At 71.2% G+C, this 24,125-nt stretch carries 22 protein-coding genes and 1 riboswitch; of the genes, 10 read left to right on the top strand and 12 right to left on the bottom strand.

The features are described from left to right. Positions 1-34: 34 nt before the first annotated feature. Positions 35-655, bottom strand: a complete 621-nt coding sequence (locus tag G472_RS31375) for a TorD/DmsD family molecular chaperone (protein WP_051340447.1) — start codon at positions 653-655, stop codon at positions 35-37. 44 nt (positions 656-699) lie between these two features. Then, positions 700-1,881, bottom strand: coding sequence for a NapC/NirT family cytochrome c (locus G472_RS0105170; RefSeq protein WP_029007519.1), 1,182 nt, complete (start codon positions 1,879-1,881; stop codon positions 700-702). 138 nt (positions 1,882-2,019) lie between these two features. On the opposite strand from G472_RS0105170, the gene G472_RS0105165 reads away from it, so the two are divergent. Beyond that, entirely contained in the window at positions 2,020-2,727 is a 708-nt protein-coding gene (locus G472_RS0105165; RefSeq protein WP_029007518.1) for a response regulator transcription factor, read from the top strand. On the opposite strand, the gene G472_RS36765 is transcribed toward G472_RS0105165, so the two are convergent. The 4 genes from G472_RS36765 to G472_RS0105145 form a co-directional block, all read right to left on the bottom strand. Continuing rightward, entirely contained in the window at positions 2,681-5,449 is a 2,769-nt protein-coding gene (locus G472_RS36765) for an ATP-binding protein (protein ID WP_051340445.1), read from the bottom strand. The two genes, G472_RS0105165 and G472_RS36765, sit on opposite strands and share 47 nt — an antisense overlap. Positions 5,450-5,623: 174 nt before the next feature. Further along, positions 5,624-5,746: a hypothetical protein gene (locus G472_RS40495; protein ID WP_281173321.1), complete on the bottom strand. Its 123-nt coding sequence runs from the start codon at positions 5,744-5,746 to the stop codon at positions 5,624-5,626. Between the two features lie 50 nt (positions 5,747-5,796). Continuing rightward, positions 5,797-6,357 (bottom strand): hypothetical protein, encoded by a 561-nt coding sequence (locus G472_RS36760; protein ID WP_051340444.1) that lies wholly within the window; start codon positions 6,355-6,357, stop codon positions 5,797-5,799. A gap of 226 nt (positions 6,358-6,583) precedes the next feature. Then, positions 6,584-7,003, bottom strand: a complete 420-nt coding sequence (locus tag G472_RS0105145) for a hypothetical protein (protein WP_029007517.1) — start codon at positions 7,001-7,003, stop codon at positions 6,584-6,586. A gap of 137 nt (positions 7,004-7,140) precedes the next feature. Here G472_RS0105145 and G472_RS0105140 point away from each other — a divergent pair, with 137 nt between their 5' ends. Next, the gene (locus G472_RS0105140; RefSeq protein WP_029007516.1) at positions 7,141-7,929 is read left to right on the top strand and encodes a helix-turn-helix domain-containing protein; all 789 of its coding nucleotides are present in this window, start codon (positions 7,141-7,143) and stop codon (positions 7,927-7,929) included. Between the two features lie 7 nt (positions 7,930-7,936). Here G472_RS0105140 and G472_RS0105135 read toward each other — a convergent pair whose 3' ends face one another. From G472_RS0105135 to G472_RS0105110, 4 genes are all read right to left on the bottom strand, one after another. Continuing rightward, positions 7,937-8,347 carry a DUF1636 domain-containing protein gene (locus G472_RS0105135; protein WP_029007515.1) on the bottom strand — a complete coding sequence of 137 codons (411 nt, stop codon included), beginning with the start codon at positions 8,345-8,347 and terminating at the stop codon, positions 7,937-7,939. Continuing rightward, positions 8,344-10,062 (bottom strand): DUF6925 family protein, encoded by a 1,719-nt coding sequence (locus tag G472_RS38690; RefSeq protein WP_245593395.1) that lies wholly within the window; start codon positions 10,060-10,062, stop codon positions 8,344-8,346. Before G472_RS38690 ends, G472_RS0105135 begins: the two co-directional genes overlap by 4 nt. Continuing rightward, positions 10,059-11,984 (bottom strand): TonB-dependent receptor plug domain-containing protein, encoded by a 1,926-nt coding sequence (locus G472_RS0105120; RefSeq protein WP_051340443.1) that lies wholly within the window; start codon positions 11,982-11,984, stop codon positions 10,059-10,061. Before G472_RS0105120 ends, G472_RS38690 begins: the two co-directional genes overlap by 4 nt. Before the next feature lie 118 nt (positions 11,985-12,102). Beyond that, positions 12,103-12,326: riboswitch (cobalamin riboswitch) on the bottom strand. A gap of 289 nt (positions 12,327-12,615) precedes the next feature. After that, the gene (locus G472_RS0105110; protein ID WP_029007513.1) at positions 12,616-13,518 is read right to left on the bottom strand and encodes a LysR family transcriptional regulator; all 903 of its coding nucleotides are present in this window, start codon (positions 13,516-13,518) and stop codon (positions 12,616-12,618) included. 94 nt (positions 13,519-13,612) lie between these two features. On the opposite strand from G472_RS0105110, the gene G472_RS0105105 reads away from it, so the two are divergent. Both G472_RS0105105 and G472_RS0105100 read left to right on the top strand, forming a co-directional pair. Next, a complete protein-coding gene (locus G472_RS0105105; protein ID WP_029007512.1) occupies positions 13,613-14,455 on the top strand; it encodes a hypothetical protein in 843 nt (280 codons plus the stop codon). A 35-nt stretch (positions 14,456-14,490) separates the two neighbouring features. Next, positions 14,491-15,078 carry a YceI family protein gene (locus G472_RS0105100; protein WP_029007511.1) on the top strand — a complete coding sequence of 196 codons (588 nt, stop codon included), beginning with the start codon at positions 14,491-14,493 and terminating at the stop codon, positions 15,076-15,078. Positions 15,079-15,126: 48 nt separating this feature from the next. Here the strand turns inward: G472_RS0105100 and G472_RS0105095 are convergent, their stop codons facing one another. Beyond that, positions 15,127-16,734 carry a hypothetical protein gene (locus tag G472_RS0105095; RefSeq protein ID WP_156927000.1) on the bottom strand — a complete coding sequence of 536 codons (1,608 nt, stop codon included), beginning with the start codon at positions 16,732-16,734 and terminating at the stop codon, positions 15,127-15,129. Positions 16,735-16,914: 180 nt separating this feature from the next. Here G472_RS0105095 and G472_RS0105090 point away from each other — a divergent pair, with 180 nt between their 5' ends. Continuing rightward, the gene (locus tag G472_RS0105090; RefSeq protein ID WP_035691091.1) at positions 16,915-17,637 is read left to right on the top strand and encodes a pirin family protein; all 723 of its coding nucleotides are present in this window, start codon (positions 16,915-16,917) and stop codon (positions 17,635-17,637) included. 7 nt (positions 17,638-17,644) lie between these two features. Here the strand turns inward: G472_RS0105090 and G472_RS0105085 are convergent, their stop codons facing one another. Next, a complete protein-coding gene (locus G472_RS0105085; protein WP_029007508.1) occupies positions 17,645-18,400 on the bottom strand; it encodes an IclR family transcriptional regulator in 756 nt (251 codons plus the stop codon). A gap of 166 nt (positions 18,401-18,566) precedes the next feature. Between G472_RS0105085 and G472_RS0105080 the strand changes: the two genes are divergently transcribed. The 5 genes from G472_RS0105080 (at position 18,567) to G472_RS0105060 (ending at position 24,110) form a co-directional block, all read left to right on the top strand. Next, a complete protein-coding gene (locus tag G472_RS0105080) occupies positions 18,567-20,132 on the top strand; it encodes an ABC transporter substrate-binding protein (RefSeq protein ID WP_051340500.1) in 1,566 nt (521 codons plus the stop codon). Between the two features lie 81 nt (positions 20,133-20,213). Continuing rightward, a complete protein-coding gene (locus tag G472_RS0105075; RefSeq protein WP_029007506.1) occupies positions 20,214-21,155 on the top strand; it encodes an ABC transporter permease in 942 nt (313 codons plus the stop codon). An 11-nt stretch (positions 21,156-21,166) separates the two neighbouring features. Next, positions 21,167-22,096: an ABC transporter permease gene (locus G472_RS0105070; protein WP_029007505.1), complete on the top strand. Its 930-nt coding sequence runs from the start codon at positions 21,167-21,169 to the stop codon at positions 22,094-22,096. Further along, positions 22,096-23,715, top strand: a complete 1,620-nt coding sequence (locus G472_RS0105065; RefSeq protein WP_029007504.1) for an N-acyl-D-amino-acid deacylase family protein — start codon at positions 22,096-22,098, stop codon at positions 23,713-23,715. The genes G472_RS0105070 and G472_RS0105065 overlap by 1 nt, the downstream gene beginning before the upstream one ends. Positions 23,716-23,723: 8 nt before the next feature. Beyond that, positions 23,724-24,110, top strand: a complete 387-nt coding sequence (locus G472_RS0105060; RefSeq protein ID WP_035691090.1) for a RidA family protein — start codon at positions 23,724-23,726, stop codon at positions 24,108-24,110. The last annotated feature ends 15 nt before the right edge of the window (positions 24,111-24,125 follow it).

Below are 24,125 nucleotides of genomic sequence, written 5' to 3'. Positions count from 1 at the left end.
TTGTTTTGAAGACCATCGTCAGGAAGCGGTGTGTTCAGGCGGCGAGCGCCCGGGCGCCATCATCGAGCAGAGTGGCGAGCACGGCGGCGAGCGGCGCGTAGAAGAGCGACCGGTCATACCGGGCGCAGCCGCGCGCGAACGCCGGCACCCATTCGGCCATCCGTTCGCGCAGGGCCGCCGCGTCGGGAGCATCGGCCCCCGCGGCGCCATCGCGCGTGAGACGGGCCAGCAGTGACAGCTCGACGGCGATGTGGTCCGGTGGTTCGACGAAACCGTCCGCCGTTTGCAGCCCGCAGGCGGCGAGCAGCGCCGCCATGGCGCCCACCGGTTCCTGGAACAGGCGCCCGGCGCCGCGGTAGGCGGACTCGAACGGCGGGGCGCCGGCCGCACCGCCGATCCCGAGGAACAGTTGGCAATAGCCGCGGTTGAGCAGGACCGTCGCCTCGTCATCCGACACCGGCGCCAGCACCGCGTCCAGGGCGCAGCGCAGGTCGGGAGCGTAGCGCGGGTCGGCCGCAAGGGCCTGCAGCGGACCGAACGCACCGTTCAGGCGCAGGGTGTGAACATCGTCGTAATCGAGCGCCGCCCCGAAGTAGCCGGCCAGTTCGCCGTAGACGTCGGCAAGCACGGGGGCCGGGAAGGACCGGTAAGACATGGTCAGGGTTTCCGTGTTGTGGGCAGAGGGGAGCGTGGCGCGGCTCACGAGCCGTGCTTCACCATGTCCTTCGCCCGGAATTGGAAGTAGGTTTGAAGGAACCGCACGTCTTCGGCGCTGAGCGCGGTGCTGTCCTTCATGTCCTTGATGACGCCGATCCACTGGTTGGCCAGGAAATGGTCGCCGTGCGGCTCGCTGTGGCAGGATCCGCAGGCCGCGTTGGCCATCTCCGCGCCGTAGGCGTTGAGAGCCTTGTCGTCGGCCGTGAACGCCGCCGTCCTGACCCAGCCGGTCACGCTGCCCTGCTGCCAGGACAAGCCGGTGTCCGGATCGGTTTCCGCCTCGCCCCGGAGGACGACCCCGTCGGCGAATTTCGCGGACATGCTGACCTGGAAGATGCGCCGGGCCCGGGCGGCGACGAGGAGGCGCCCGGCACCGTCCTGAATCCACCCCCGGATTTCCACCCTGGCGAAGTCGCCGCTGCGCTCCAGCACCTTGACCCGGGTGAGCGGGAAGACGGTGCCGTCACCCTTGCCGGGTGTGCCCTGCGGACGCTCGGCATGGATCTCCGTGCTCTCGAAGGAATACAGCACGTCGGCGCGGGCGCTCCGGGCCGGAGCGGCCTCCTTCAGTTCCGTCAGCAGCGCGCGGTAGCCGCTCGACATGTCCGGCAGTTTGTGCGCGATCCCCTTGTGGCAGGAGATGCAGGTCTGCCCCTGATCCATGCCCTTGGTCATGAGGCTCTGCGCCTTGGGACGCTGCTTGTGGATGTCCATGGCGTCCCGGGAATGGCAGGAGCGGCACTCGCGCGAGTCCGTCGCCTCCATCCTGGCCCACACGGCCTTGGCCATGTGCAGCCGGTTCTTCTCGAACTTCTCGGGCGTGTCGATGGTGCCGAGGACCGTGTGATAGACGTCCTTCGCCGCGGTGACCTTGGCGATCATCTTGTCGATGAAGGGCTTCGGCACGTGGCAGTCGGCGCAGGTGGCACGCACGCCCGACGCGTTGCTGAAGTGCGGGGAGTTCCGGTATTCCTGATAGACGGTCGCCTGCATCGAATGGCAAGAGATGCAGAATTCCAGCGAATTTGTCTTATCGATGGCGACTGAGAACGCCCCCCAGGCCGCCAGAGCCCCACCGGCAGACAGCACGGCAACAGACACCATCGTGCCGATACCTACAGGCTTTTTAAGCCATTGCCGTAGTTTGTTGACCTTCCCCAACATTCCCGGTCTCCTGCTCATCAGTCGCTTGTGGGGTATAGGAGGATTGAGATATCAGACACTTGTGAATGCCGTTTCGGCCTGATATGAACAGGATATGATCAGGACGTTATGCCGCAGGTTTCGTGTTGGAGGGTTCGAATGGCAACCGCGTCTCACCTCGTTGTTGTCGATGACGAACCGGTCGCGCGCGAGTCACTTGCCGCTTATCTCAACCGCGAAGGATTCCGGGTCAGCACCGTCAAGGACGCGCAAGAGTTGCGAAGGATTCTCGACCGGGAGACGGTCGAACTGGTTCTGCTGGACATCGGGCTTCCCGATGAGGACGGGCTGAGCGTCATACGGGGGCTGCGCGCCCGATCCGACGTGCCGGTCATCTTCGTCACCGGCAAGACGGACGAGATCGATCGCGTGCTGGGGCTGGAACTGGGGGCCGACGATTACGTCACCAAGCCCTTCTCGCCGCGCGAACTGCTGGCCCGGGTGCGCACCGTGCTGCGCCGCACGTCGGACGTTGCGCATTCCATGCGAAGGACGGTCGTACGGCGCTTTGCCGGATGGACCTTCGATGTGTCGCAGCGCCGCCTCACCTCATCCGAGGGGCAGGAGGTGCGCCTCACCCGCGGCGAGTTCGAGCTGCTCGACACCCTCGTGCGCCATTCCGGCCATGTGCTGTCGCGCGACGCCTTGCTGGACGACATCAGCCACCGCGACGGGGCGCCGAACGAGCGGACGGTGGATGCCCTGATCGCCCGTCTGCGCCGCAAGATCGAAGAAAACCCGGCCGATCCGCGCCTGATCGTCACGGAGCACGGGGTGGGCTATCGGTTTGCCGCTCCCGTGACGTGACCACGCCGGCCCAGGCGTGCCGAAGCGCCGCGATGGCGGCCGGGACAGCGGCCGCAATCGCATCCGCGTGGCTCTGAAGGTCGCCGGGGCTGCCCGTCGCGGCTTGCTCGGCCAGGCGCGCCACCTGTGCCAGATCGTGCAGACCCACATTTCCGGCCGCGCTTTTCAGCCGATGGGCGGCATCACCGAACGCCGGGCCATCGCTGCCGGCCGCCGCCCGCGCCGCTTCGGCCACCAGTTCGGGAGCGGTGGCAACGAACAGATCGACGATGCGGCCGGCCGGGCCGATGCCCAGGTCCTCGGCACGCTCCTCCAGCAGTGATCGGGTGTCGGCGGCGGTCGGGTGTTCCGCCACGTCCGGGGCGCCGATGGCGTTCGCGAGCACCCGCTCCAGGTCGTGCCGGCGGAACGGCTTTTCGAGGAAGCCGGTCATCCCCGCGGCAAGGCACTGCTGCCTGCGCTCGTTGGCGACGTCGGCGGTCAGCGCCACGATCGGCACCTCGCGGCGGGTCGCGTGCCCCAGGGCGCGGATGGCGCGGGCCAGGCCGATGCCGTCCAGGCCGGGCATGGCAAGGTCGCTCAGAACCACGTCGTAGTCGTGTTCCGCGGCCAGTGCCGCAGCGGTGAGACCATCCCCGGCGTGGGTGACCCTGTGTCCCATGCGCTCCAGCATCGTGATGGCGACCTCGGCGTTCACCGCATTGTCCTCGACCAGCAGGACCGACAGTTCCGGGAGCGGCTCGGCGACGACGGACCGCGCCGCGGAGCGCGGCGCCGAAGCGGCCCTGCGGAAGCCGATCACCACCGTGAACGTGCTGCCCCGGTCCGGCGTGCTGGCGACCGTGATCTCGCCGCCCATCATGCCGACGATGCGCTTGCAGATGGCCAGGCCCAGCCCCGTTCCACCGAACCGCCGGGTGATCGACGAATCGCTCTGGGAGAACGGGTCGAACACGTGTTCCACCGCCTCCGGCGTCATGCCGATGCCGGTGTCGGCGACGGTGAACTCCAGCCACACCCGATCCGGGTCGGAGGATCGGTCCGGGCAGCGGGCGCTCAGCACGACGCTGCCGGCCGGGGTGAACTTCACGGCGTTGCCGACGAGGTTGAGAAGGACCTGACCGAGCTTGGCCGGATCGCCCATCAGCCAGGCGGGCAGGCCCGAATGGGCGCAGCGGAACGTCAGGCCCTTGCCATTGGCCTGGGGGGCCATCGTCCCGGCGACGGTCTGCAGAAGCTCCCGGGGGCTGAAGGCGATGGTTTCCAGCTCCATCCGCCCGGCCTCGATCTTGGAATAGTCGAGGATGTCGTTCAGGACGGCCAGCAGCAGGGTGCCGGATGTGGAGATCGCGTCGAGCCAGCGTCTCTGCTGCTCCGACAGGGACGTGGTGCCCAGCAACTGGGCCATGCCGAGGATGCCGTTCAGGGGTGTGCGGACCTCGTGGCTCATGGTGGCGAGGAAGGCGGTCTTGGCCCGGTTGAGTTCGTTGGCGCGCCGGATCTCGCCGTCCCGCACCTCGTCGAGCAGGCGATGCAGATGCTGCGCGCGCAGCGCACGGACGCGCAGATCCTCCAGCGCACCGGCCATGGCCCCCGTCTCATCGGGGTAACCGGTGGCGGGAACGGGCGTGTCGAAGTCCTGCCGCGATAGCCGGCCGATGGTGGCGACCAGCGTGGCCATGGGGTGCGACAGCCGGCGCCGGACCGCGACGATCGAGAACCCGCCCAGCAGGAGGCTGATGCCGGCCAGACCGGCCATGCCCGCGAGCATCAGGAAGGCCCTCGCCTTGCGCTCCTCCGCGTGGTCGATGGCCAGGTCGAGCGCATGCTCGCCCAGCGCCAGGATGGCGTCGTAGGCGGAGACACAGAGCCCGGACCACTGGGCGGCCGGCATGGCCGGCGTGCCGGACCCGTCCAGGCCATAGACCACCTCGTCCATGCGCCGCTGGACGGCTTCGGTCACCAGGCGGCCGTTCCGGACATCCTCCACAAGTTGAGCGGGGGCGCCGGGGCGGCGCAGAAGGGTCTCAAGGTCGCGCCAGAGGGATGTGTAGGCGCCGACGTCCTCGCGCCAGGCCGCCATCTGCTCGCGATCCAGCGGTGCGTTGCGCTGAATGTTCGGGCGGAATGTGGAACAGGGGCGTCCGTAGCGTTCACGGATCAGGTAGGACGACTGCCGCACCTGCACCAACTCGGCAATGGTCGGATCGAGCATCCGCACGGTGTTGCCCACGGCAATGGACACATCGCCGAGCCGTCCGACAACGTCGAACATCGCCTGGCGCCAGGGTTCCGCCGGGGCCATGTCACGGTCTTCCAGGGGAAGCCGGATTTGCTCATCCACCAGAATCCGCAAGCGCCCGAGGTTCGCGTGGGACTCGTGCGCCGCCGCAAGCATGGCGTCCCGGTCGCCGATGTCGGTTCCGACGATCGAGGCCAGTGCGGAGGCGTAGAAGGCGTCGACCTTCCGGTGGGAGTCGTCAACGTACCGGCGCGCCTCGTCGTGCGACAGGACGGCCACGCCGGTCACCCCGACCTCGAAGCGGATGCCGACCATCGATTGAAAGATGATGCGATCCGCGTGCGTCAGGGCGACGATCCGTTCCGCGTCGCGATAGGCCAGCCATTCCCGCCCGGCCAGCAGAACGGTGATCAGCCCCAGCGCCAGGATCGACATCCAGTGCAGGACAAGGACAAGCCGGGCCAGAGACTGCTTGAACACGCCGTATTCCTCCTGGCCGGGCGAGACGGGAGGTGTGGACCCGCCGCGGCGCGGTCCCCCTCCATATCATGCGGCCAGGGGCACCGGGCCGGCAATTCGCATCACGGGGCCGGCCCCGGCGCACGCCGCGCCGTCGAGGAGCCAGCCGGATCCGCACGCCCGAGGGGACCGGGATCATGCCGGCCGTCCCGACAGTGCGGCGATCACCGTGCCGACCGGGGCCGGATCGACCGGCCCGGTGATGCGCAAGCGCTCCGTCGCGAACTTGATCCCGATCCGGCCGGCTGGTGGGGCCATGGACGTCGCCGTCGGCTCCGCCACCTCCTCCGGTGCCGGAACCCGCCGAGTCACATGAGGGCAAGAATACCCTTCACCCGCTCCTGGTATTCGGGCTCCCGAATCAACCTTTTGTCCCGGAGGGCGGCAAGATCGCGCAGCTTGGCCTCAGCCTCCTCCCGCGTGAGGCGCTGGGGAAGCGCCGATGGCGGCGCCCCGGATGCCAGAGGGTTCGGGCGCTCGGGCGGGATCATCGCGACCGAGACGGAGCCGGGGTAAACGTAGGCTGCGCCACTTCCCATATCGACAGCCGCACCGATGATGCCGCCGGCCACGATGTTCCCGAACGTGGCGCCGGCCGTGGAGGATTGCAGAACGGCACTGCCCTTGTCACCGTCCGGGTGCTCACACGTGACGGTGAGATCGCCATACGCCTTGGTGATCGTTGTCGACCCCGGCGTCTTCGGAACGGTCCACGCTCCTTTTTCATTGGCCAGCTTGCATTCCGCTCCGCCCTTCGGCGCCGTATCGACGGCGACCGCCTGCGTATTTCCGGCTGTAATGGATGCGCACGCAGAGGACGCGAGCAGGGCAATCAGGCAGAGGATGTTTCTTTTCTTTACCAATGGCATGTCGATAGCGCCTCATGAGGGAATTTCCCGGAGAAAAAAGATTTAAAATGCGTGCAACACAAATGCAACTCCCTTTATAAGGGCGGCGTCCCGACGAAAGGGATCTCCCCGGCGTGCGCCGGGCAGGAACACCCTCGACGGTTCAGGCGACGAATGATCAAGAATCACCCGTCCGACGTGCCGGACATCACGCGGGTCCACCGCTCCGTGCGGTCCGGACGTCCCGTCACTCCGCCGGCACCGGGTCGGGACGGATCGTGGCGCGGCGCAGGCCGATGATCTTCAGTTCGGCGAAGCACGCCACGGCCGCGGCCTGCCCGATCATGAAGGCGATCCCCGCGTCGGTCGGCGCGATCCAGCCCGTCAGCAGCAGGGCGATGCTGTCGACGACCCACAGCAGGTCGCCGACGATCAGGGCCACGACCACGCGGCGCGATACGGCGGAGCGCGTACCGAGGTAGGCGAGCAGCGCCGCAAGGAGCAGGAGGATCGCTCCCGCGGTGCCGACCAGCGCCGGCGGCAGACCGAGGATGGCGGCCTGCGGCTGGGCCGTGAGCAGCAGGACCGGGCCCATGACGCCGCACGCGGCGGCGTCGGCCAGGAGCACGCGGCGCAGGAAGGGCTGCACGACGACGGCGGTTCTCATGACGCTCTCCTCCGAAGGTCGGACCGGCGGCGCCGGGTCGGCGGCCGGGATGGGCGCATGATCGGGCCGGGGCCGGCGCGGCGTCGATAACCCCGGAGGTCATTGGCGGGCGGCGGAGCCGGAGCTACCATCCCCCCATGAACCGAACCGCTGTTCCCGTCGGGGATCTGCTGCGCACCTGGCGCCGGCGCCGGGGGCTGAGCCAGCTCGACCTCGCCTGCGAGGCCGACATCTCCACCCGCCACCTCAGCTATGTGGAAACCGGACGCGCGCAGCCGAGCCGGCCGATGCTGCTCCATCTCGCCGAGCGGCTGGAGGTCCCGCTGCGCGAGCGCAACGCCTTGCTGCTCGCCGCCGGCTACGCTCCCGTCTACGCCGAACGCCCCCTGGACGACCCGGCGCTGGCAGCCGCGCGCCGGGCGGTGGAACTGGTGCTGTCCGGGCACGAGCCCTATCCGGCGCTGGCCGTGGACCGGCATTGGACGCTGGTGACGGCCAACCGGGCCGTGCCACCCCTCCTTGCCGGGGCATCGGCCGCATTGCTGCGCCCGCCGGTGAACGTGCTGCGCCTCAGCCTGCACCCGGACGGGCTGGCGCCGCGGATCGAAAACCTGCGGCAGTGGCGCGACCACCTTCTCGTCCGGCTGCAACGCCAGGTCGACGTGTCCGGCGACCCCGTGCTGGCGGACCTGCGGGCCGAACTGGCCGCCCTGCCCTGCCCCGACACCGCCGCCCCAGACGGCGAAGCCCTGTCCGACGTGGCGGTGCCGTTTCGCCTGCTCACCGGCGACGGCGTGCTCAGCTTCATCAGCACGACGACCGTCTTCGGGACGGCGGTCGACATCACGCTGTCGGAACTGGCGGTGGAAGCCTTCTACCCCGCCGACGCCACAACGGCCGAGGCGCTGCGCCGCGCGGCGGGATGACGCGGGTTCAGCCGCCCTCCCCCTCCGTCCCCGCCGGACCGGCCGGGGCGGGGAGCGGGGGCACTCGGGCGACGAAGCGGCCCTTCACGCCCTCCGGCCACTGGCGGAAGGGGACGACTCCGTCGTCGGCGGCGGCGTACGCCTCCACATACGCGGCCAGCGTATGCGCCGTGTCGGCCGTCGGGGCCAGGTCGCCCAACACGTACGCCATCTTGCCCGGCGCCCGGACATGCACGGCGCAGGAGCGCTTGCAGCTCATCAGGCAGCGCATGGTGGACAGCCGGACGTCCGCCGTGCCGGCACGGCCGGCCAGCGCCGTGCGCAGCGCCCCGGCCAGCACGGCGCCGGCCGTCGGGCCGTCCTCGGTCGGCGGGACGTCGGGGTGGCGGCAGGTTTCACAGACGATGACCTCGGTCATGCGCAGGGTCCTTCGGCGTCGGTGGGAAGGGGTTCGCCGGCCTCGGCGGCAGCCTGGAGTGCGGCCACCCGGGCCACCATGCGGCCGGCGCGGTCCAGCGGCCCGACACTCTCCGCCGGCCGGCCGGCGGCCAGGGCCGCCCGCACCCGGCGCTTCGTCGCGACCAGGCCGGGATCGGCATAGCGCTCCCACAGGGCCCGGAAGGCGGCGTGGCGGGCGGCGTCGAAGGGGGTCGGCCGGCCGAGGGCGTCCTTCAGCGGGTGCGGCGGGAACAGGTGCATGCAGGGCACCCAGCCCTCGGGGATGGTGGCGGTGGCGGCGTGGGTGCGGCCGGATTTCAGCAGCTTCGGCAGGACATGGGTGTGCGGACCCTCGGGACTGCGCCCGCCGGGCGGCGGAATGGGCTGCTTCACCTCGATCCGCCCGAACCGGCAGAGGAAGACCCGCTCCGGGCCGAGGTCCGGCAGGGCCGGCCACAGGGGGTTGCCGGGGTCGAGCAACGGGCGGCCGGCGGCGGCCCGCAGGGCGGCCAGGGTGGCGGGATCGCGCGTGCGCACGCAGACGTCCGCCTGCGCCACGCCCAGCCCCAGGTCGAACAGCACCGCGTCGCGGTCGGCGGGGTCGACGGCGTCGGCGTCGGGGCCCAGCTCGCGCACCACCGTGCGGCCGGACGCGGCGCAGGCCGCCGCCGGCAGGCACAGGGCCACGGCGTGATTCCACCCCGCGGTGAACGCCGTCTCGTAGGGAACGGGGCGAACGTCGGCGGCCGGGGTGACCCGCAGGGCGCCGCGCGCCGTGGACACGCTCGCCGTCCCGTCCGCCCGCCGGTCGAGGGCGGCCGCCTCGTCCGGGTCGCGCAGGAACTCCGCGACGGCGCCGAAGGTGCCGAGGCTCCAGTGGGTGGCGGGGTCGGCGATGGCGTCGCCCAGCAGCGCCGGCAGATCGGGAGCGGTGGTCATCAGGCCTCCGGATGAGAGGAAGAGCGGTGGACGGCGACGCCGTAGGCGTCGGCGATCAGCCGGTCGGTCAGCACCCGGTCCGGCGGTTCTTTGGCCGGTAAGGCGATGGCAGAAGCGGGCGGCGCGCGGGCGTCCGTCGAAGGTGGGGGTGCCGCCGGACGGCTCCGGCAGCAGCGTCGTCTTGCCGACACCGTCGGGGCCGATCAGGCCCGGCATCCATCCCGGCCGCACCGTCAGTGACACCCGGTCGACGATGGTACGCCCGTCCGCCGGAACGGTCAGGTCGGTGGCGGTGATGCGCATCAGCCATCCCCCCGCCGCAGGGACCACACCGGCCGGATGAGGAACGGTACCCCGACCGGCGCGGTGACCACGCCCGGCTTCAGCTCCGGCCGGGACGGCGGCAGGCGGGCGGCAATGTCGGCAGCCAGCGTCAGGGCTGCCCCCGCCGGACCGGCCACGAGCAGCAAGCCGGCCGGGGTGCGCGCACACCGGTGGCCGCACCGGGTCCGGGCGCAGGGGCACGAACTCCTCCGCCGCGCCCCGGTTCACCGGCACCGCCGCGGCCGGCGCCGTGACGGTCGATGCGGTGGGCTCCCGCGCCAGCCGGGTGACGGAGGCGATCCGGTCGGGATCGACCAGCCGCAGGACCGGCTCGTCGGCGCACAGGTTGAGCGAGACGATGCGCTGCGGCGCCGCCGCCGCGCCGGCCGACGGCACCGCCGCGCGTGCCGCGGCGATGGCGGCCCGCCTCACAGCGAGAACCGCAGGCCGACGTAACCGGCGCGCCCCGGCGTGCCGTAGGTCCACACCTCCTGATACTCCCGGTCCAGCAGGTTCTCGACCCGGCCGAACACCGTCACCGTGTCGGTCAGCCGGTAGGAGGCGGCCAGATTGACCAGCGTGTAGGCCGACAGGTCGACCACGGTGCGGTTGTAGGCCGCATCGAAGGCCCAATCCGTCTGCGGGCCGTTGTAGACGACGCCCAGATTGACATCCGCCCGGTCCCCGGCGAAGCGGTAGCCGACGTTCAGGCTGGCGAGGTGGCGCGGCCGGCGCAACAGCCGGGCGCCCGTCGCGTCCTCGCCGTCGGTGAAGGTGTAGGCGGCGCGCAGGGTCACGCCGTCCAGCGGCCGCACGCTCACCCCCAGCTCCACGCCGTCGATGCGCGAATCCCCCGGCATGTTGGCGGAACTCGCGCCGGTGCCGGTGATCAGGTCGGTGATGCGCTGGCGGAAGTAGGTGGCGTCCACCACCGCCCGCCCGCCCCACAGGGGCTGGTCGATGCCGACGTCCCAGCCCGTGCCCTTCTCGGGCCGCAGGTCGGGGTTGCCGCGGTAGGTCGCGGTGTAGCCGTACAGCTCGAACAGGGTGGGGTTCTTGACGCCGGTGCCATAGGAGGCGCGCAGCTTCGTCTCCGGCCCCTCCACCGTGTATGCGGCGGTGGCGCGCCAGGTGGTGGCGTCATCGAACAGGTCGTTGCGGTCGTGCCGCACACTGCCCGACAGGTACAGCCGCTCGAACAGGCCGAGCCGGTACTGACCGACCAGCCCCGTGGACGCGATGGACCGGTCGAAGAAGGACCAGACGCTGGTGCTGACGGCCTTGTCGGCCTCGCGCTCGATGCCGGCGGTGAACACGTGCTCCGCCGGCTCGGTGGTCACCGTCAGGCTGGTCTGGTAGTCGAGGCGGGTCTTGCGCCCCTCGTAATGACCGGTGACCCGTCCCGCCTCGCGGTAATCGCGGTCGTGGTCGCTGACGGACACGCCGGCCACATGCTCCCACCGGCCGTCCAGGAACAGCGCGCGCCCCTGGATGCGGCCGAAGGCTTGCCGGCCCACCGTGTCCTGATCGGCGTCGACGGCACCGGCGCCACCGATGAAGCCGTCGGTGTCGGTGCGGAAGCGGGTGAAGCGGCCGGTCGCGGTGATCTCCGTCGTGTCGGTCGGCCGGACACCGAAGCGGGCCGACACGGTGCCGTTGCGGTGGCCGTCCGCCTCGGTGTTGCCGAGCCGCCGGTCGGCGACCGAGGTGCCGCGGGTGGTCACCCCCTGCACGCTGACGCGGGCGTCGAAGCGTTCGGTGCCCATGCCGGCGGCGGCGTGGCCGGCGCGGGTGCCGAAGGAGCCACCCTCGACCGCGGCGCTCAGGCCGGGGGCGCCGTCGCCGCGCCGGGTGGTGACGGCGATCACGCCGCCCAGGGCGTCGGAGCCGTAGAGGGCGCTCTGCGGGCCGCGCAGCACCTCGATCCGCTCGATGTCGCCGGCCAGCAGGTTGGCGAAATCATACTCGGACCCGGCGGAGGGGTCGTTCATCTCGATCCCGTCGACGATCACCAGGGTCTGGTTGCCCTCCGCCCCGCGGATGCGGACCTGGGTGGTTCCGCCCATCGGGCCGGTGCGGTTGACGGCGAGGCCGGGCACCTCGCGCAGGATGTCGGACACGACCCGGGTCTGGCGCCGCTCCAGCGCGTCGCCGGTGATGATGGTCAGCGCGCTGCCCACCTCGGCGGCGGGGGTGGCGGTGCGGTTGGCGGTGACCGACACGGGCGGCAGCAGCAGCGCTTCGTCGGCGCGGGCGGGGGCGGTCAGCGCACCGAAGGCGGTGCCCGCCAGCAGCGCGGCGATGGTCAGGCGAGCGCGGGCAACGGGACGCGGGAAGCGAACGGGGACTGTCATCGGGAAACCTCGGGCGCAATGCCGGTGGCACGTCACCGCGAAACAAGGTTCCCGGACGCCGTCTGAGCGACGGCAGCCGAATTCCCGTCCATCGGCACACCCCGTCCGACGCGTTCGCGTGTGACCACGAGCGACGGCAGGTCTCCTGGCTCGCGGGTCAGTGCCGGTTCGTCGCCTTCCCGGGACCCGAGACCCCAGTGGCCAATCGACGAACGGCTCGCCGCTTACAGTTGCGGGGGCAGCCGCGGCATAGGCTTCTTCCGGTAGCGCCGTGCGCCGCGGACAAACCGCACCGTGTTCCCTTTTCAGCCCTTGCGGGCAACCGTCGCCGCGGACCCTAGGGGGAAGCGGCGGACCCGTCAACCGATCTTTGCCGACGCCCGCCCGGCGGAGCCGGCGGGACGGCGTGTCATAGAATGGCGAAAATGGACACAGATCGTCGCTTGCACGGGCGCAGCAGAAGGCGATGAATGGGACCGCGATAGATCGTTCACAAACCAAAGGTCCGGGGACATGCAGATCCGGTTCCGCGGCGTTGCCCTGCTGCTCTTCGTGCTCAGCGTCTTCCTTTTCGTCATCATGAACGGTTCCGGCTACCTTCTGTCGTAGGGCGACACACGCATGGCGCGCATCAATTACCCAGCCGCCCCTCCAGACGGTCCCGTTCGCCGGCGAACGCGTCGGCCATGACATCAAGGAAGGCGCGCACCCGGCCCATGTGGCGCAGGTCCTCGTGGGTGAGCAGCCAGATGGCCCCCGTCACCGCGTCGATCACCGGCCCGCGGCGGCGGAACGCCGGTGTCCCGTCCGCCATGCCGCAGGGCAGCAGACCGAGTCCGAGGCCGGCGCGCACCGCCTCGATCGCCACGGCGACGGAGTTGACACGGTGGCCGATGCACTCCGGCGGGACCGTCTGCTTGTACCAGCGGGCGAGCGCGGTGTGGTCGAAGGACTCGTCCAACCCCACCCAGACGTGGCGGGCCGGATCGTCGCCGCGGTCCGCCCCGTCGAGATAGGCGGGGGCACCGTAGACGGCGAAGGCAAGGCCCGACACGGCACGGCCGACCAGGGTCTCCGGCGGGCGGTTGGTGGTCCGGATGGCCACGTCCGCCTCGCGGCGCGTCAGGCTGAGCGATGCCTCGGCCACCACCAGATCGACGCGCAGATCCGGGTAGCGCCGCCGGAACGCCGCCAGATGCGGCGGCAGCACGTACAGGGCGAGAGAGTCCACGGTGGTGACCCGCAGGGTGCCGCCGATGCGCGAATCCCGGCCCGACAGGCGGCGGTGGGCCGTCGCCAGATCCTCCTCCACCTTCAGCGCCACCCGGTGCATCTCCTCGCCCGCCGCGGTCAGGACGTAGCCGCCCGGCCGCTTGTCGAAGAGTTGCACCTCCATGGCCGACTCCAGGGCGGCGATCCGGCGCAACACCGTGCTGTGGTTCACCCCCAGCGTCCGCGCCGCCGCGGACAGGGAGCCGTGCCGCGCCACCGCCAGCAGGTAGCGCAGGTCACCCCAGTCATCCCGCTCGTTCATGCAGAATCCTTCTGCAAATAATGTCAGTTCCCGCTCATCTGCGCACAGCATAGGGTTTCCGCACCGCACCCGCCACCACGATCCCGCCCCGCCGATGACCGACCTGATCCATGATCCGTTCATCCAGTCCAGCGCCTTGCCGCTGCTGTTGAGCCTGCTGGCCGTTGGCCTGATCCACACGGTCCGGCCGGGCGGCGCGCTGCCGGCGGCCGGCATCGGCGCCACCTATCTCGCCGTTCACGCCCTGGTGGTCGGCGTCCCCGCCCTGCCCCCGCCGTCCGGTATGGGAAAGCTGTTCTGGGCTGCCGTCGCCGGCGTCGCCCTCGGCGCGCTCATCGACGCCGCGGGATGGCGGGGCCGCGCCGGCGGCGCAGCGGTGGCGACCTGGCTGGCCGCATCGCTGGTGTGGATCGCCTGGCCGGTCCTCGACTCCGCCGCGGCGGCGGTGGGCCTGGCGGTGCTGCTGGCTGCGGGGATGGGCGTGGTGTTCGGCACCGGCGGCGCCCCGGCGGACAGCCCCGTCGCGTCGGCGGCGGTCCCCCTGGCCCTCGGGTTGGCGGTGGGCGGAACGGCGCTGTTCGGCTCCTCCGCCTCCATCGCCCAGACGGGCCTGGCCCTGGCGGCGGCGGCCGGCGGCTTCCTCCTGTGGAACTGGCCGGTGGGGCGCCATGGCGCCGGGGCGTCGCTGCGCATCGCCGCGGGCATCGCGGTGCTGCTGGCGGGCATGCTCACCTTCTTCACCGGAGCGGACGCCGCCGTCCTCCTGCTGGCTCTGCCCGCCCTGCTGGCCGGGCGCCTGCACCGCCACTTGCCGTTCGACCGCACCGCGGCCGGCCGCGCCGCCGCCGGGGCCGTCCTGACGGTCGCCGCCGTGCTGCCGGCGCTGGCCGCGGTCGCCGCCGCCTACGCGCTGGGCGGCGGATCGTCGCCCTACTGACCCCCTCGTTCCCATCACGCAAGGACGTCGACCTCATGAAGATGCAGACCCTGTTCGCCGCCGCCCTGCTGGGCACCGTCGCGCTGTCCGGTGCGGTGCCCGCCGCCGCGGCCCCCGTCGCCTACACGGTGGACCCGGCGCACACGGCGGTAGTGTTCCTCGTCGACCACCTGGGCTTCGCCAGCGCGATCGGCCGGTTCAACACCGTGTCGGGCGAGATCGCCTTCGACAAGGAGGCGATGGAGAACAACCGCGTCACGGTCACCATCGACACCGCCAGCATCGACACCAACCACGCCAAGCGGGACGAGCACCTGAAGTCGCCGGACTTCTTCAATGTGAAGGAGTTTCCGCGAATGACCTTCACCAGCACGCGGGTGGAGAAGACAGGCGACGGCGCCGGCCGGCTGCACGGCGACCTCACGCTGCTGGGGGTGACCCGGCCGGTGGTGCTGGACGTCACCTTCAACAAGGACGGGGTCAGCGCGGCCAGCCGCAAGGAGACGGTCGGTTTCTCCGCCCGCGGCACGATCCGCCGGGGCGAGTTCGGCATGTCCTACGGCGCCCCCAACATCGGCGACGAGATCCAACTGCTGATCGAGGTGGAAGCGGTCAAGGGCTGACCGCCCGCCGGCCCTCCCCCGCCGCAGGCGGGGGACGAGCGGATCGGTCTACGGACGCGCCCGTTCGCGCCCCCGCCGGATGGCGACCTCCGCCGACAGGCGGGCGATCGCGGTCATGATGGGTATGTCGCGCAGCGGCCGCCCCGCCAACAGCGCGCGGGCGGTCACGGCAAAAGCCGCCCAGTCGACGCCGCCCGGCGCCTCCTTCATGGCCAGGGCGATCCACGCCATCCGCTCCGCCCACCTGGCGCGGCGCACCTCGAACACCCGGTCGAGAACGTCGGACACCGCCTTCGCGGTGATCCGCGTGCGGCCGGTGAGCGCCGCGGCGACAGCCGGGTCGTCCTCGAACCACGAGGACACGAAAGGATAGATGTTCGGCCAGGAGCCGCTGCTCGCCAGAAGCGGTGCGTCCCCCTCCGGCCCCAGCCAGCGGGTCGGCAGCGCCGCGCACAGCGAGTCCACCAGCGCGGGGATGTCCGCGTCCTGCGGCCGGAGCGTCGCGATGCCCGCGCTCTCCACCACATCCAGCAGCCCGAACGGCGGCAGTTCGCCGCTGGCGGCGTTGACGGCCAGCGCGTGGGCCATCACGGTCTCCGCATAGCCGATGCCGGAGGGCAGCAGGCCGACCTGCTCGGCCACCTGCGCCAGCAGGGATTCGGCGTCGCGCCTGGTGCCGCCGTGCTGCACCCAGGCGTCCCGGATCCCGTGCTCCGCCTTCACCAGAATCGCGGCGACGGCGTACCGCCGCCCCTCGCGCACGAGGATGAACAGCGACTGGGCGCCGGCCCCGTCGACGCCCGTGGCATATACGGTCTGCACCTTGGCCGGCGCCAGGGGTTCCACCGAGACTCCGCGGGAGCGGGCCGCGGCGATCACCGCATCGACCGCCGGGCGTTCCCCCTCGGGCAGCCAGGTCCGGGCCATGATCAGACGCCGCAGCATGGTGCCGGACACCTGGCCGCTGCGCACGGCATCGCCCAGCAAGGCGACCACGGCGGCACGGGTGTCCGCGGCGGACTCGAACAGCCAGGCCAGGACGGCTTCGCGCAGAATCTCCACATCCGGTGCGAAGGTGGCCACGGCGAACGGACCGCGCTGCGCCGACGGCACGGCGGCAATAAGATCCCGGAGCTGGGCGGCATAGATGAACACGTCGCCGGCCTCCGCGGCCAGTTCGGTCAGGTGCCCGATCAGGGCTTCCGGCCCCCCCGGAACCGACGCTTCCGGACCCGCCGCGTCGAGCCGTGCGGCGAGGTGGTGGTGCAGCGCGTCGCCGAGATCCAGCCGGGCGGCGGAGAACGCACCCGCCAGGCTGACCAGCGCCCGGGTGTCGAACGCTTCTTCCTGCGCAAGATCCAGCACGCCGGCGCGCAGGGTCGCGACACGGGCAATCGCATCGGGGTCCCCGTTCTCGGCATCGATCCCGATCGCCTCCAGCGCCGCGTTCACCATCAGCAGGATGGCATCCAGCACCGGGCCGTCCGGCGGCTCCCGCCGGGATTCCGTCGCGAACAGCTCGACCAGCGCATCGGCCAGCTCCGGCCGGGACTGGGCCACCGTCACGGCCATCGCCACCGACGATCCGGGACGCCCCCGCTTCAGCTCTCGGGCAACCTGCCGGGCAATCTCGATGAGGGGAACGGAGCGTGGCATTGCGGTGGTCTTCGCTTGTGCGCAGGAATGGATCGGATGCTAGGGCAGCGCGCCTGTGCCCGAAAGGGCTTCCGGCATTATTGCAAGATCAGGGACAATATGATCCGGAATCGCAATATTAAATCGCGCTGCGGCAACGACTATCTTCCGGTCAGACCAACCCGCACCGGGGAGAGCATCATGCACACCACCGCTTCCGGCCCGATCGTCGTCCGCCGCGCCGCGGACCGCGGACTCGCCGATTTCGGCTGGCTGGACAGCCGGCATTCCTTCTCGTTCGGCCACTATCATGATTCGCGGCACATGGGCTTCGGGGCGCTGCGGGTGATCAACGAGGACCGCGTGGCCCCCGGTGCCGGTTTCGACACCCATTCGCACCGGGATATGGAGATCATCTCCTACGTGCTGGACGGGGCGCTGGAACACCGGGACAACCTGGGCACCGGCTCGGTCATCCGCCCCGGCGACGTCCAGCGCATGAGCGCCGGCACCGGCATCGCCCACAGCGAGTTCAACCACGCGCCCGACGCGCCCGTGCACTTCCTGCAGATCTGGATCATCCCGGAGCGGCGCGGGCTGGAACCCGGCTACGAGCAGAAGACCTTCCCCGCCGCCGAACGGCGCGGCACCGCCCGCCTCGTCGCGTCGCGCGACGGCCGCGACGGCAGCCTGACCGTGCACGCGGACGCCGACCTCTACGCCTCCCTGCTGGCGCCCGGCGACACCGTCGCGCTCGACCTGCGGCCGGGCCGGCGCGCCTGGGTCCAGGTGGCCCGCGGTACGGTGACGCTGAACGGCGTGGACCTTGGTCCGGGAGACGGCGCCGCGGTGACCGGCACCGCCCGCCTGGACCTGACCGGCACCGGCGACGGCGGCGAAGTGCTGATCTTCGACCTCGCCTGATGCTCCGTCACGCCAGCGACAGCCGGCGGCCGCTGGCGCGCAACGCCTCGATCATGGCGGCCAGGTCGTCCTCTCCGGTGTCGGCGGGGACGACCAGGCAGATGGTCGCCACGCAGCGTCCGCCGACGTCGCGCACCGGCGCCGCCAGGCAGGTGGTGAAGCGGTCGACCAGCCCGGTGGTGCGGGCATAGCCGGCGGATTTGGCCCGCGCCACCTCGGCCACGAAGTCCTCCGGCGCCGTGACGCGGCCGTCGGGCAGGACGAAGTCGTCGGGCGGGATGAACGCCTTCACCTCCTCCAGCGCCAGATGGTCGACCAGCAGGCGGCCCGAGGCCGTCCACGGGATGGGTACCTTGACGCCCACGTCGGAGCTGATGCGGAAGGTGCGGCTGCCCGGCTCGTTCAGCACCACGGTGTATTTGTCACCCTCCAGCGTGCAGTACTGCGCCGTCTCGCCGGTCTGCTCCACCAGCCGCTTCACCTCGCCCCGCGCGGCACGGATACGGTCGCCGCCCTCCAGGTAGGCGCTGCCGTAGAAATGCATGGCCGGCCCGAAGAACACCGTCCCGTCGCCGTCGCGCGGTTCCAGCCAATGGGCGTCCACCAGCCGGTTGACGATCTCGTAGATGGTGGAACGCGGCGTGCCCGTGTCGCGGGCGATGTCGGCGATGCGCACCGGCCCGCGCCGCTGGTGCAGATAATCGAGAATGGCGATGACGCGGTCGATGCCGCGCGCCCGTCCGGTGGCCTGTTCGATGGTCAACGATTCCCCCTGTCCGCTGCCGGCATCGTTTTGGACTTGCCGCCATCCTTTGTCCAGTATACCGTTCTCTTGTCCGAGATACAAGAACACAGTCCGAAATATCGGACATTCCGATAGGCCCGGCACTGTGGCCGAGACGGACGGACCCAACAAACAGGGGGAGATCATGAACCTGATCAGCAGACGCGCGTTCTCCATCGCCGCCGTCGGGGCGGCGCTGACCATCGGCGCGGCGCCCGTCACCGGGCAGCCGGCCCGGGCGCAGGCTGCGCCCTCCGGCTCCGTCGTCACGGTGGCGACCATCGGCGAGCCGCCGACCCTCGACCCGGTCGGCGTGACCTCCGATCTGGTCAGCATCATCACCCAGCACATGTTCGAGACGCTCTACACCTTCGACGGGGAGTGGAAGCTGACGCCGCTGCTGGCCGCGGCGGCGCCGACGGTGTCGGACGACGGGCGGACCTACACGATCCCGCTGCGCACCGGCGTCACCTTCCACGATGGCAGCGCCATGACCGCGGCCGACGTGGTGGCGTCCCTGGAGCGCTGGACCAAGGTATCGCCGCGCGGCAAGACCACCGCGCCCATCGTGGACTCCATCACGGCGGCCGACGACGCCACCGTCGTCATCACCCTGAAGGAGCCGTTCGCGCCGCTGACCGCGCTGCTGGCCATGAACAACGGCGCCGCCGCCATCGTCCCGTCAGAGGTGGTCGACGGCGCCAACCCGCTGAAGGCGCTGGTCGGCAGCGGCCCCTACCGGCTGCTGGAGCACCGCCCCGACCAGTACATCCGCCTGGTCCGCTTCGACGCCTACGCCTCGCCCGAGGGGGAGCCCAACGGCTACGGCGGCCGGCGTGAGGCGAAGATCGGCGAGGTGCGCTTCGTGCCCGTGCCCAACGCCACCACCCGCGTGGAAGGCATGCTGGCCGGCCAGTACCAATTCGCCGACAGCCTGCCCACCGAGATGCTGGGCCGCCTGAAGCAGGGCGCCAACGTCGAGCCGATCATGGTGAAGCCCTTCGGCTTCCCGCTGATGATCATGAACTCCCGCACCCCGGTCACGGCCAACCAGACCGTGCGCCAGGCGGTGCTGGCCGCCCTGTCGCCGAACGAGATGATGCTGGCCGCCTTCGGCGACCCCGCGTTCTTCGCCCTGGAAGGCTCGATCTACGCCCCCGGCACGGCGTTCCACGACGCCGCCAGCGCGGCGGGCTACAATCAGCACGACCCGAAGAAGGCCGGCGATCTGCTGAAGCAGGCCGGTTACAAGGGCGAGCCGATCCGCATCCTCACCTCCACCCAGTATGACTTCCTCTACAAGATGAGCCTGGTGGCGCAGGCCCATCTGCAGCAGGCCGGCTTCAACGTCGACCTGCAGGTGCTGGACTGGGCGACGCTGGTGCAGCGCCGCGGCGACGAGAAGGCGTGGGACGCCTTCTTCACCTATCACACCTTCGTGCCCGAACCGTCGCTGATCACCTTCGTCAACCCCGCCTATCCGGGCTGGTGGGACACGCCGGAGAAGCGCGCCGCGCTGGCCGCCTTCAACACGGAGATGGATCCGAGTGCCCGCCGGGCCCGCTGGGCCGACCTGCAAACCCTGTTCTACACGCAGGTTCCCACCATCAAGGTCGGTGAGTTCTACAACCTCGCCGCCGCCGGCACCGCGCTGAAGGGATACACCCCCATGCCCTGGCCGTTCTTCTGGAACGCCGAACTGGCGAAGTGACGTCCGCCCGCGGGGGCGCCGGGCCGGGAACCCGGCGCCCCCGCCCGGCACACCGTGCCCATCCATCGGGAACCGTTCGCGATGCTCGTCTACGTCGTCCGCCGCATGGGCGGGATGCTGGCCGTGATGCTGATCGTCGCGGCCGTGGTCTTCGTGATCGCCCGCGTCGTGCCGGGTGACCCGGCCGCCGTCATGCTCGGCGCCGCCGCCACGCCGGAGGACATCGCGGCCCTGCGCGCCCGCCTCGGCCTGGATGAGCCGCTGGCCGTGCAGTTCGTGCTGTACCTGAAGCAGATCGTCACGCTGGACCTCGGCCATTCCATCTTCCTCGACCGTCCCGTGGCGCAGGCCCTGTGGGAACGGGCGGAGCTGACCACCTTCCTCACCCTGATGGCGGTGGGCATTGCCGTGCTGATCGGGGTGCCCGTGGGCATCGTCTCCGCCGTGGCGCGCGGGCGCGCCGTCGATCAGGTGGCGGTCGGGCTGGCCATGCTGGCCGCCAGCATCCCCAGCTTCTGGATCGGCCTGACGCTGATGAAGTACCTGGCGGTCGACCTGCCCTGGTTCCCGGTGTCCGGCTACGGGCCGCCCGACGCCACGCTGGGGGAGCGGCTGCACCACCTGGTGCTGCCGGCGGTGGCCCTGGGCATTCCCAACTCGGCCCTGATCCTGCGCTTCACCCGCACCAGCATGCTGGAGGTGCTGGGCGACGATTACGTCCGCACCGCCCGCGCCAAGGGGCTGCCGCAGCGGGTCGTGGTTCTGAAGCACGCCCTGCGCAACGCCATGATTCCGATCCTCACCGTCATCGGCCTGACCACCGCGGTGATGATCGCCGGCGCCATCGTCACCGAGACGGTGTTCAGCCTGCCCGGCGTGGGCAACCTGGTGGTCTCCGCCGTGCTGCGCCGCGACTACCCGGTGATCCAGGGGGCGCTTCTGGTGGTGTCCGGCCTCTACGTCCTGATCAACCTCGCCGTCGACCTGCTCTACGCCGCCGTCGACCCGCGCATCCGCTATTGAGGGAGGCCGTCATGGCAAGCCTGCCCGCCGCCGGCGCCCCGCCCGCCGCCACCGGTTCGGCGCCCGGTCCGGCCCCCCGACCGGCGGCCCCCCGCGGCCGGTCGCCGCTGGCGCTGCTGCTGCGCCGCCTGTTCCGCCGCCGCATGGTGCTGGTGGCGGCGGTCCTGCTGGCGGCGATCGTCGCCTGCGCCGTGGCGGCCCCGTGGATCACCCCCTACGACCCCATGAAGATGGCCATCCTCAACCGGTTGCAGGCGCCGGGGGCGGCCCACTGGTTCGGCACGGACGAGTTCGGGCGCGACGTGCTGGCGCGCGTCCTGCTGGGGGCGCAGCTTTCGCTGCTGGTGGGGGCGCTGGTGGTGGTGGTGGCCACCGTTCTGGGCACCGCGATCGGCCTGCTGGGCGGCTACGTCCGCCGGCTGGACGGGCTGTTCATGCGCTTCACCGACGCGTTGATGGCGTTCCCCGACATCCTGCTGGCCATCGCCTTCATGGCCGCGCTGGGACCGTCGCTGTTCAACGTGGTGCTGGCCCTGGGCATCGTCTACACGCCCCGCGTCGCCCGGGTGGTGCGCGCCGCCGTGCTGGTGCTGCGCGAATTGCCCTTCGTGGAAGCGGCCACGGCGCTCGGCGCCTCGACCCCGCGCATCGTGCTGGTGCACGTGCTGCCCAACCTGCTGTCGCCGATCATCGTCCAGGCCACATTCATCTTCGCCTACGCGATCCTGACCGAGGCGGCGCTGTCCTTCCTCGGCGTCGGCGTGCCGCCGACCACGCCGACCTGGGGCAACATGATCGCCGGCGCCCAGCAGTACGTCCGCCAGGCGGACTGGCTGATGCTGTTCCCCGGCATCGCCATCGTGCTGACGGTTCTGTCGCTCCAGGTGGTCGGCGACGGCCTGCGCGACGCCCTGGACCCCCGCCTGCAGAAGGTGACGTGATGAGCCATCCCCCCGTCCTGATCCGCGGGGCGCGGGTCGTCGACGGCACCGGCGCGCCGTGGTTCCGCGCCGACGTGCTGACCGCCGGTGATCGCATCGCCGCCGTGGGTCCGCGCCTGGACGCACCCGACGGCGCCACGGTGGCGGACGCCGCCGGGTGCTACCTCGCCCCCGGCTTCATCGACGCCCACGCCCACGACGATCTGGTCTTCCTGCGCCGGCCCGACCGGGCGGAGAAGGTGGCGCAGGGCGTCACCACCGTGGTGGTCGGCAACTGCTCCTTCGGGCTGTACCCCCGCGACCCCGCCGCACCGCCGCACCTGCGCGACCATTTCGCCGGCCTGCTGGGCACCGTGGCCGACGACGAGGTGTTCACCGACTTCCGCGCCTACAAGGCGGCCGTCGACGGTGGCGCCATCAACATGGTGTCCCTGGTCGGCCACGCCGCCCTGCGCCTGGCCGTCATGGGCTGGGAGCGGCGTGCCGCCACCGCGGCGGAGCGCGACGCCATGGCCGCCCTGCTGGCGGAGCAGTTGCGCCAGGGCGCACACGGCCTGTCCCTCGGCCTCGTCTACCCGCCCAGCGCCTGGGCCGACCGGGCGGAGCTGGTGCGGCTGGCCGAGGTGGTGGCGGAGCACGGCGCCCTCCTGGCCGCCCACATCCGTTCCTACGAAGGCGGGCTGACCGCCTCGGTGGAGGAGTTCCTGGACCTGCTGAAGGCGGGCGGGGCGGCGGGACTGCTGTCCCATCTCCAGGCCGCCGGGCGCCCCTATTGGGGCAGCCTGCCGCGCACGCTGGAACGGCTGGAGACGGCGCGGCGCGACGGCATCGACGTCAGCACCGACATGTACCCGTACCCCGCCGGCTCCTCGACCATCCTGCAGCTCCTGCCGCCCTCGGCCCAGGCCGGCGGCACCGACGCCCTGCTCGCCCGCCTCGCCGACGCCGGGGAGCGCACCGCCCTGCGCCGCGCCGTCGAGGACGGCGACGCCCCGAACGATCCCGGCTGGGAATCCAAGGTGCGGCTGATCGGTTGGGAGAACGTGCGCATCGGCGGCGTGTCGGAGCCGGCCCTGCGGGCCATGGAGGGGCTGTCCCTGGCCGAGATCGCCGCGGCGCGCGACGAGGCGCCGTTCGAGACGCTGGCCGGGCTGGTCATCGCCGACCGCGGCCGCACCAACATCGTGATGTTCCAGCTCGACGAAGGGGACCTGCGGGCGGTGCTGACGCACCCCCTGCACATGCTGGGCTCCGACGGGCTGCCGCGCGAGGGCGGGCGGCCGCACCCGCGCGCCTTCGGCAGCTTCCCGCGCTATCTCGCGTCCATGCGGCGCGAGTGCGGCGGCCCCGGCCCGGAGGAGGCGGTGCGCCACATGACCGCCGTGCCGGCCCAGCGCTTCGGTCTGGCCGACCGCGGCCTGGTGCGTCCGGGCATGGTCGCCGATCTCGTGCTGTTCGGCGACGACGTCGCCGACGGCGCCACCTTCGAGAACCCCACGCTGCCGCCCCGCGGCATCACCGACGTCCTGGTCTCCGGCGCCTTCGTGCTGCGCGCCGGGACCCCGACCGGCGCGCGCCCCGGGCGCGTGCTGACCCGCAACGGAAGAACGCAACAGTGAGAGACACCATGTCCAATCGCACGGCGATCTTCGCCGACAAGGGTGCGAAGCCGGCCGGCCAGTACAGCCACGCCATCGTCGCCAATGGCTTCGTCTTCGTGTCCGGCCAGGGGCCGCACCACCCGGAGACCGGCGAGAAGCCGGCCGACTTCGCCGGCGAGGTCCGCCAGACGCTGCGCAACCTGGAGATCATCCTGCAGGCGGCCGGCACCGACCTGTCCCGCGTCGTGAAGGTCAACGCCTATCTCACCGACCTCGCCCGCTTCCGCGAGTACAATGCGATCTACAGCGAGTTCTTCCCCGACCAGCCGCCGGCGCGCACCACCGTCGGCTGCCTGCTGAACGACATCCAGGTGGAGATCGACTGCATCGCCGTTCTTCCCGGCGCGGCGTAACCCGAGACGAGGGAG

Source organism: Azospirillum halopraeferens DSM 3675, from assembly GCF_000429625.1.
GTDB lineage: Bacteria > Pseudomonadota > Alphaproteobacteria > Azospirillales > Azospirillaceae > Azospirillum > Azospirillum halopraeferens.
Note: the sequence above shows the minus strand (reverse complement) of the source record. Positions and strands in the feature narration are given on the sequence as shown.

Excerpts from the sequence above, each read along its gene's own strand:
- G472_RS0105165 (WP_029007518.1), top strand. The coding sequence starts at position 2,020 with ATGGCAACCGCGTCTCACCTCGTTGTTGTCGATGACGAACCGGTCGCG.
- G472_RS0105090 (WP_035691091.1), top strand. The coding sequence starts at position 16,915 with ATGCACACCACCGCTTCCGGCCCGATCGTCGTCCGCCGCGCCGCGGAC.
- G472_RS0105070 (WP_029007505.1), top strand. The coding sequence starts at position 21,167 with ATGGCAAGCCTGCCCGCCGCCGGCGCCCCGCCCGCCGCCACCGGTTCG.
- G472_RS0105140 (WP_029007516.1), top strand. The coding sequence starts at position 7,141 with ATGAACCGAACCGCTGTTCCCGTCGGGGATCTGCTGCGCACCTGGCGC.
- G472_RS0105065 (WP_029007504.1), top strand. The coding sequence starts at position 22,096 with ATGAGCCATCCCCCCGTCCTGATCCGCGGGGCGCGGGTCGTCGACGGC.
- G472_RS0105100 (WP_029007511.1), top strand. The coding sequence starts at position 14,491 with ATGAAGATGCAGACCCTGTTCGCCGCCGCCCTGCTGGGCACCGTCGCG.
- G472_RS0105105 (WP_029007512.1), top strand. The coding sequence starts at position 13,613 with ATGACCGACCTGATCCATGATCCGTTCATCCAGTCCAGCGCCTTGCCG.
- G472_RS0105060 (WP_035691090.1), top strand. The coding sequence starts at position 23,724 with ATGTCCAATCGCACGGCGATCTTCGCCGACAAGGGTGCGAAGCCGGCC.
- G472_RS0105075 (WP_029007506.1), top strand. The coding sequence starts at position 20,214 with ATGCTCGTCTACGTCGTCCGCCGCATGGGCGGGATGCTGGCCGTGATG.
- G472_RS0105170 (WP_029007519.1), bottom strand. The coding sequence starts at position 1,881 with ATGTTGGGGAAGGTCAACAAACTACGGCAATGGCTTAAAAAGCCTGTA.
- G472_RS0105110 (WP_029007513.1), bottom strand. The coding sequence starts at position 13,518 with ATGAACGAGCGGGATGACTGGGGTGACCTGCGCTACCTGCTGGCGGTG.
- G472_RS0105120 (WP_051340443.1), bottom strand. The coding sequence starts at position 11,984 with ATGACAGTCCCCGTTCGCTTCCCGCGTCCCGTTGCCCGCGCTCGCCTG.
- G472_RS31375 (WP_051340447.1), bottom strand. The coding sequence starts at position 655 with ATGTCTTACCGGTCCTTCCCGGCCCCCGTGCTTGCCGACGTCTACGGC.
- G472_RS0105095 (WP_156927000.1), bottom strand. The coding sequence starts at position 16,734 with ATGCCACGCTCCGTTCCCCTCATCGAGATTGCCCGGCAGGTTGCCCGA.
- G472_RS0105135 (WP_029007515.1), bottom strand. The coding sequence starts at position 8,347 with ATGACCGAGGTCATCGTCTGTGAAACCTGCCGCCACCCCGACGTCCCG.
- G472_RS36760 (WP_051340444.1), bottom strand. The coding sequence starts at position 6,357 with ATGCCATTGGTAAAGAAAAGAAACATCCTCTGCCTGATTGCCCTGCTC.
- G472_RS0105080 (WP_051340500.1), top strand. The coding sequence starts at position 18,567 with ATGAACCTGATCAGCAGACGCGCGTTCTCCATCGCCGCCGTCGGGGCG.
- G472_RS40495 (WP_281173321.1), bottom strand. The coding sequence starts at position 5,746 with ATGGCCCCACCAGCCGGCCGGATCGGGATCAAGTTCGCGACGGAGCGC.
- G472_RS0105145 (WP_029007517.1), bottom strand. The coding sequence starts at position 7,003 with ATGAGAACCGCCGTCGTCGTGCAGCCCTTCCTGCGCCGCGTGCTCCTG.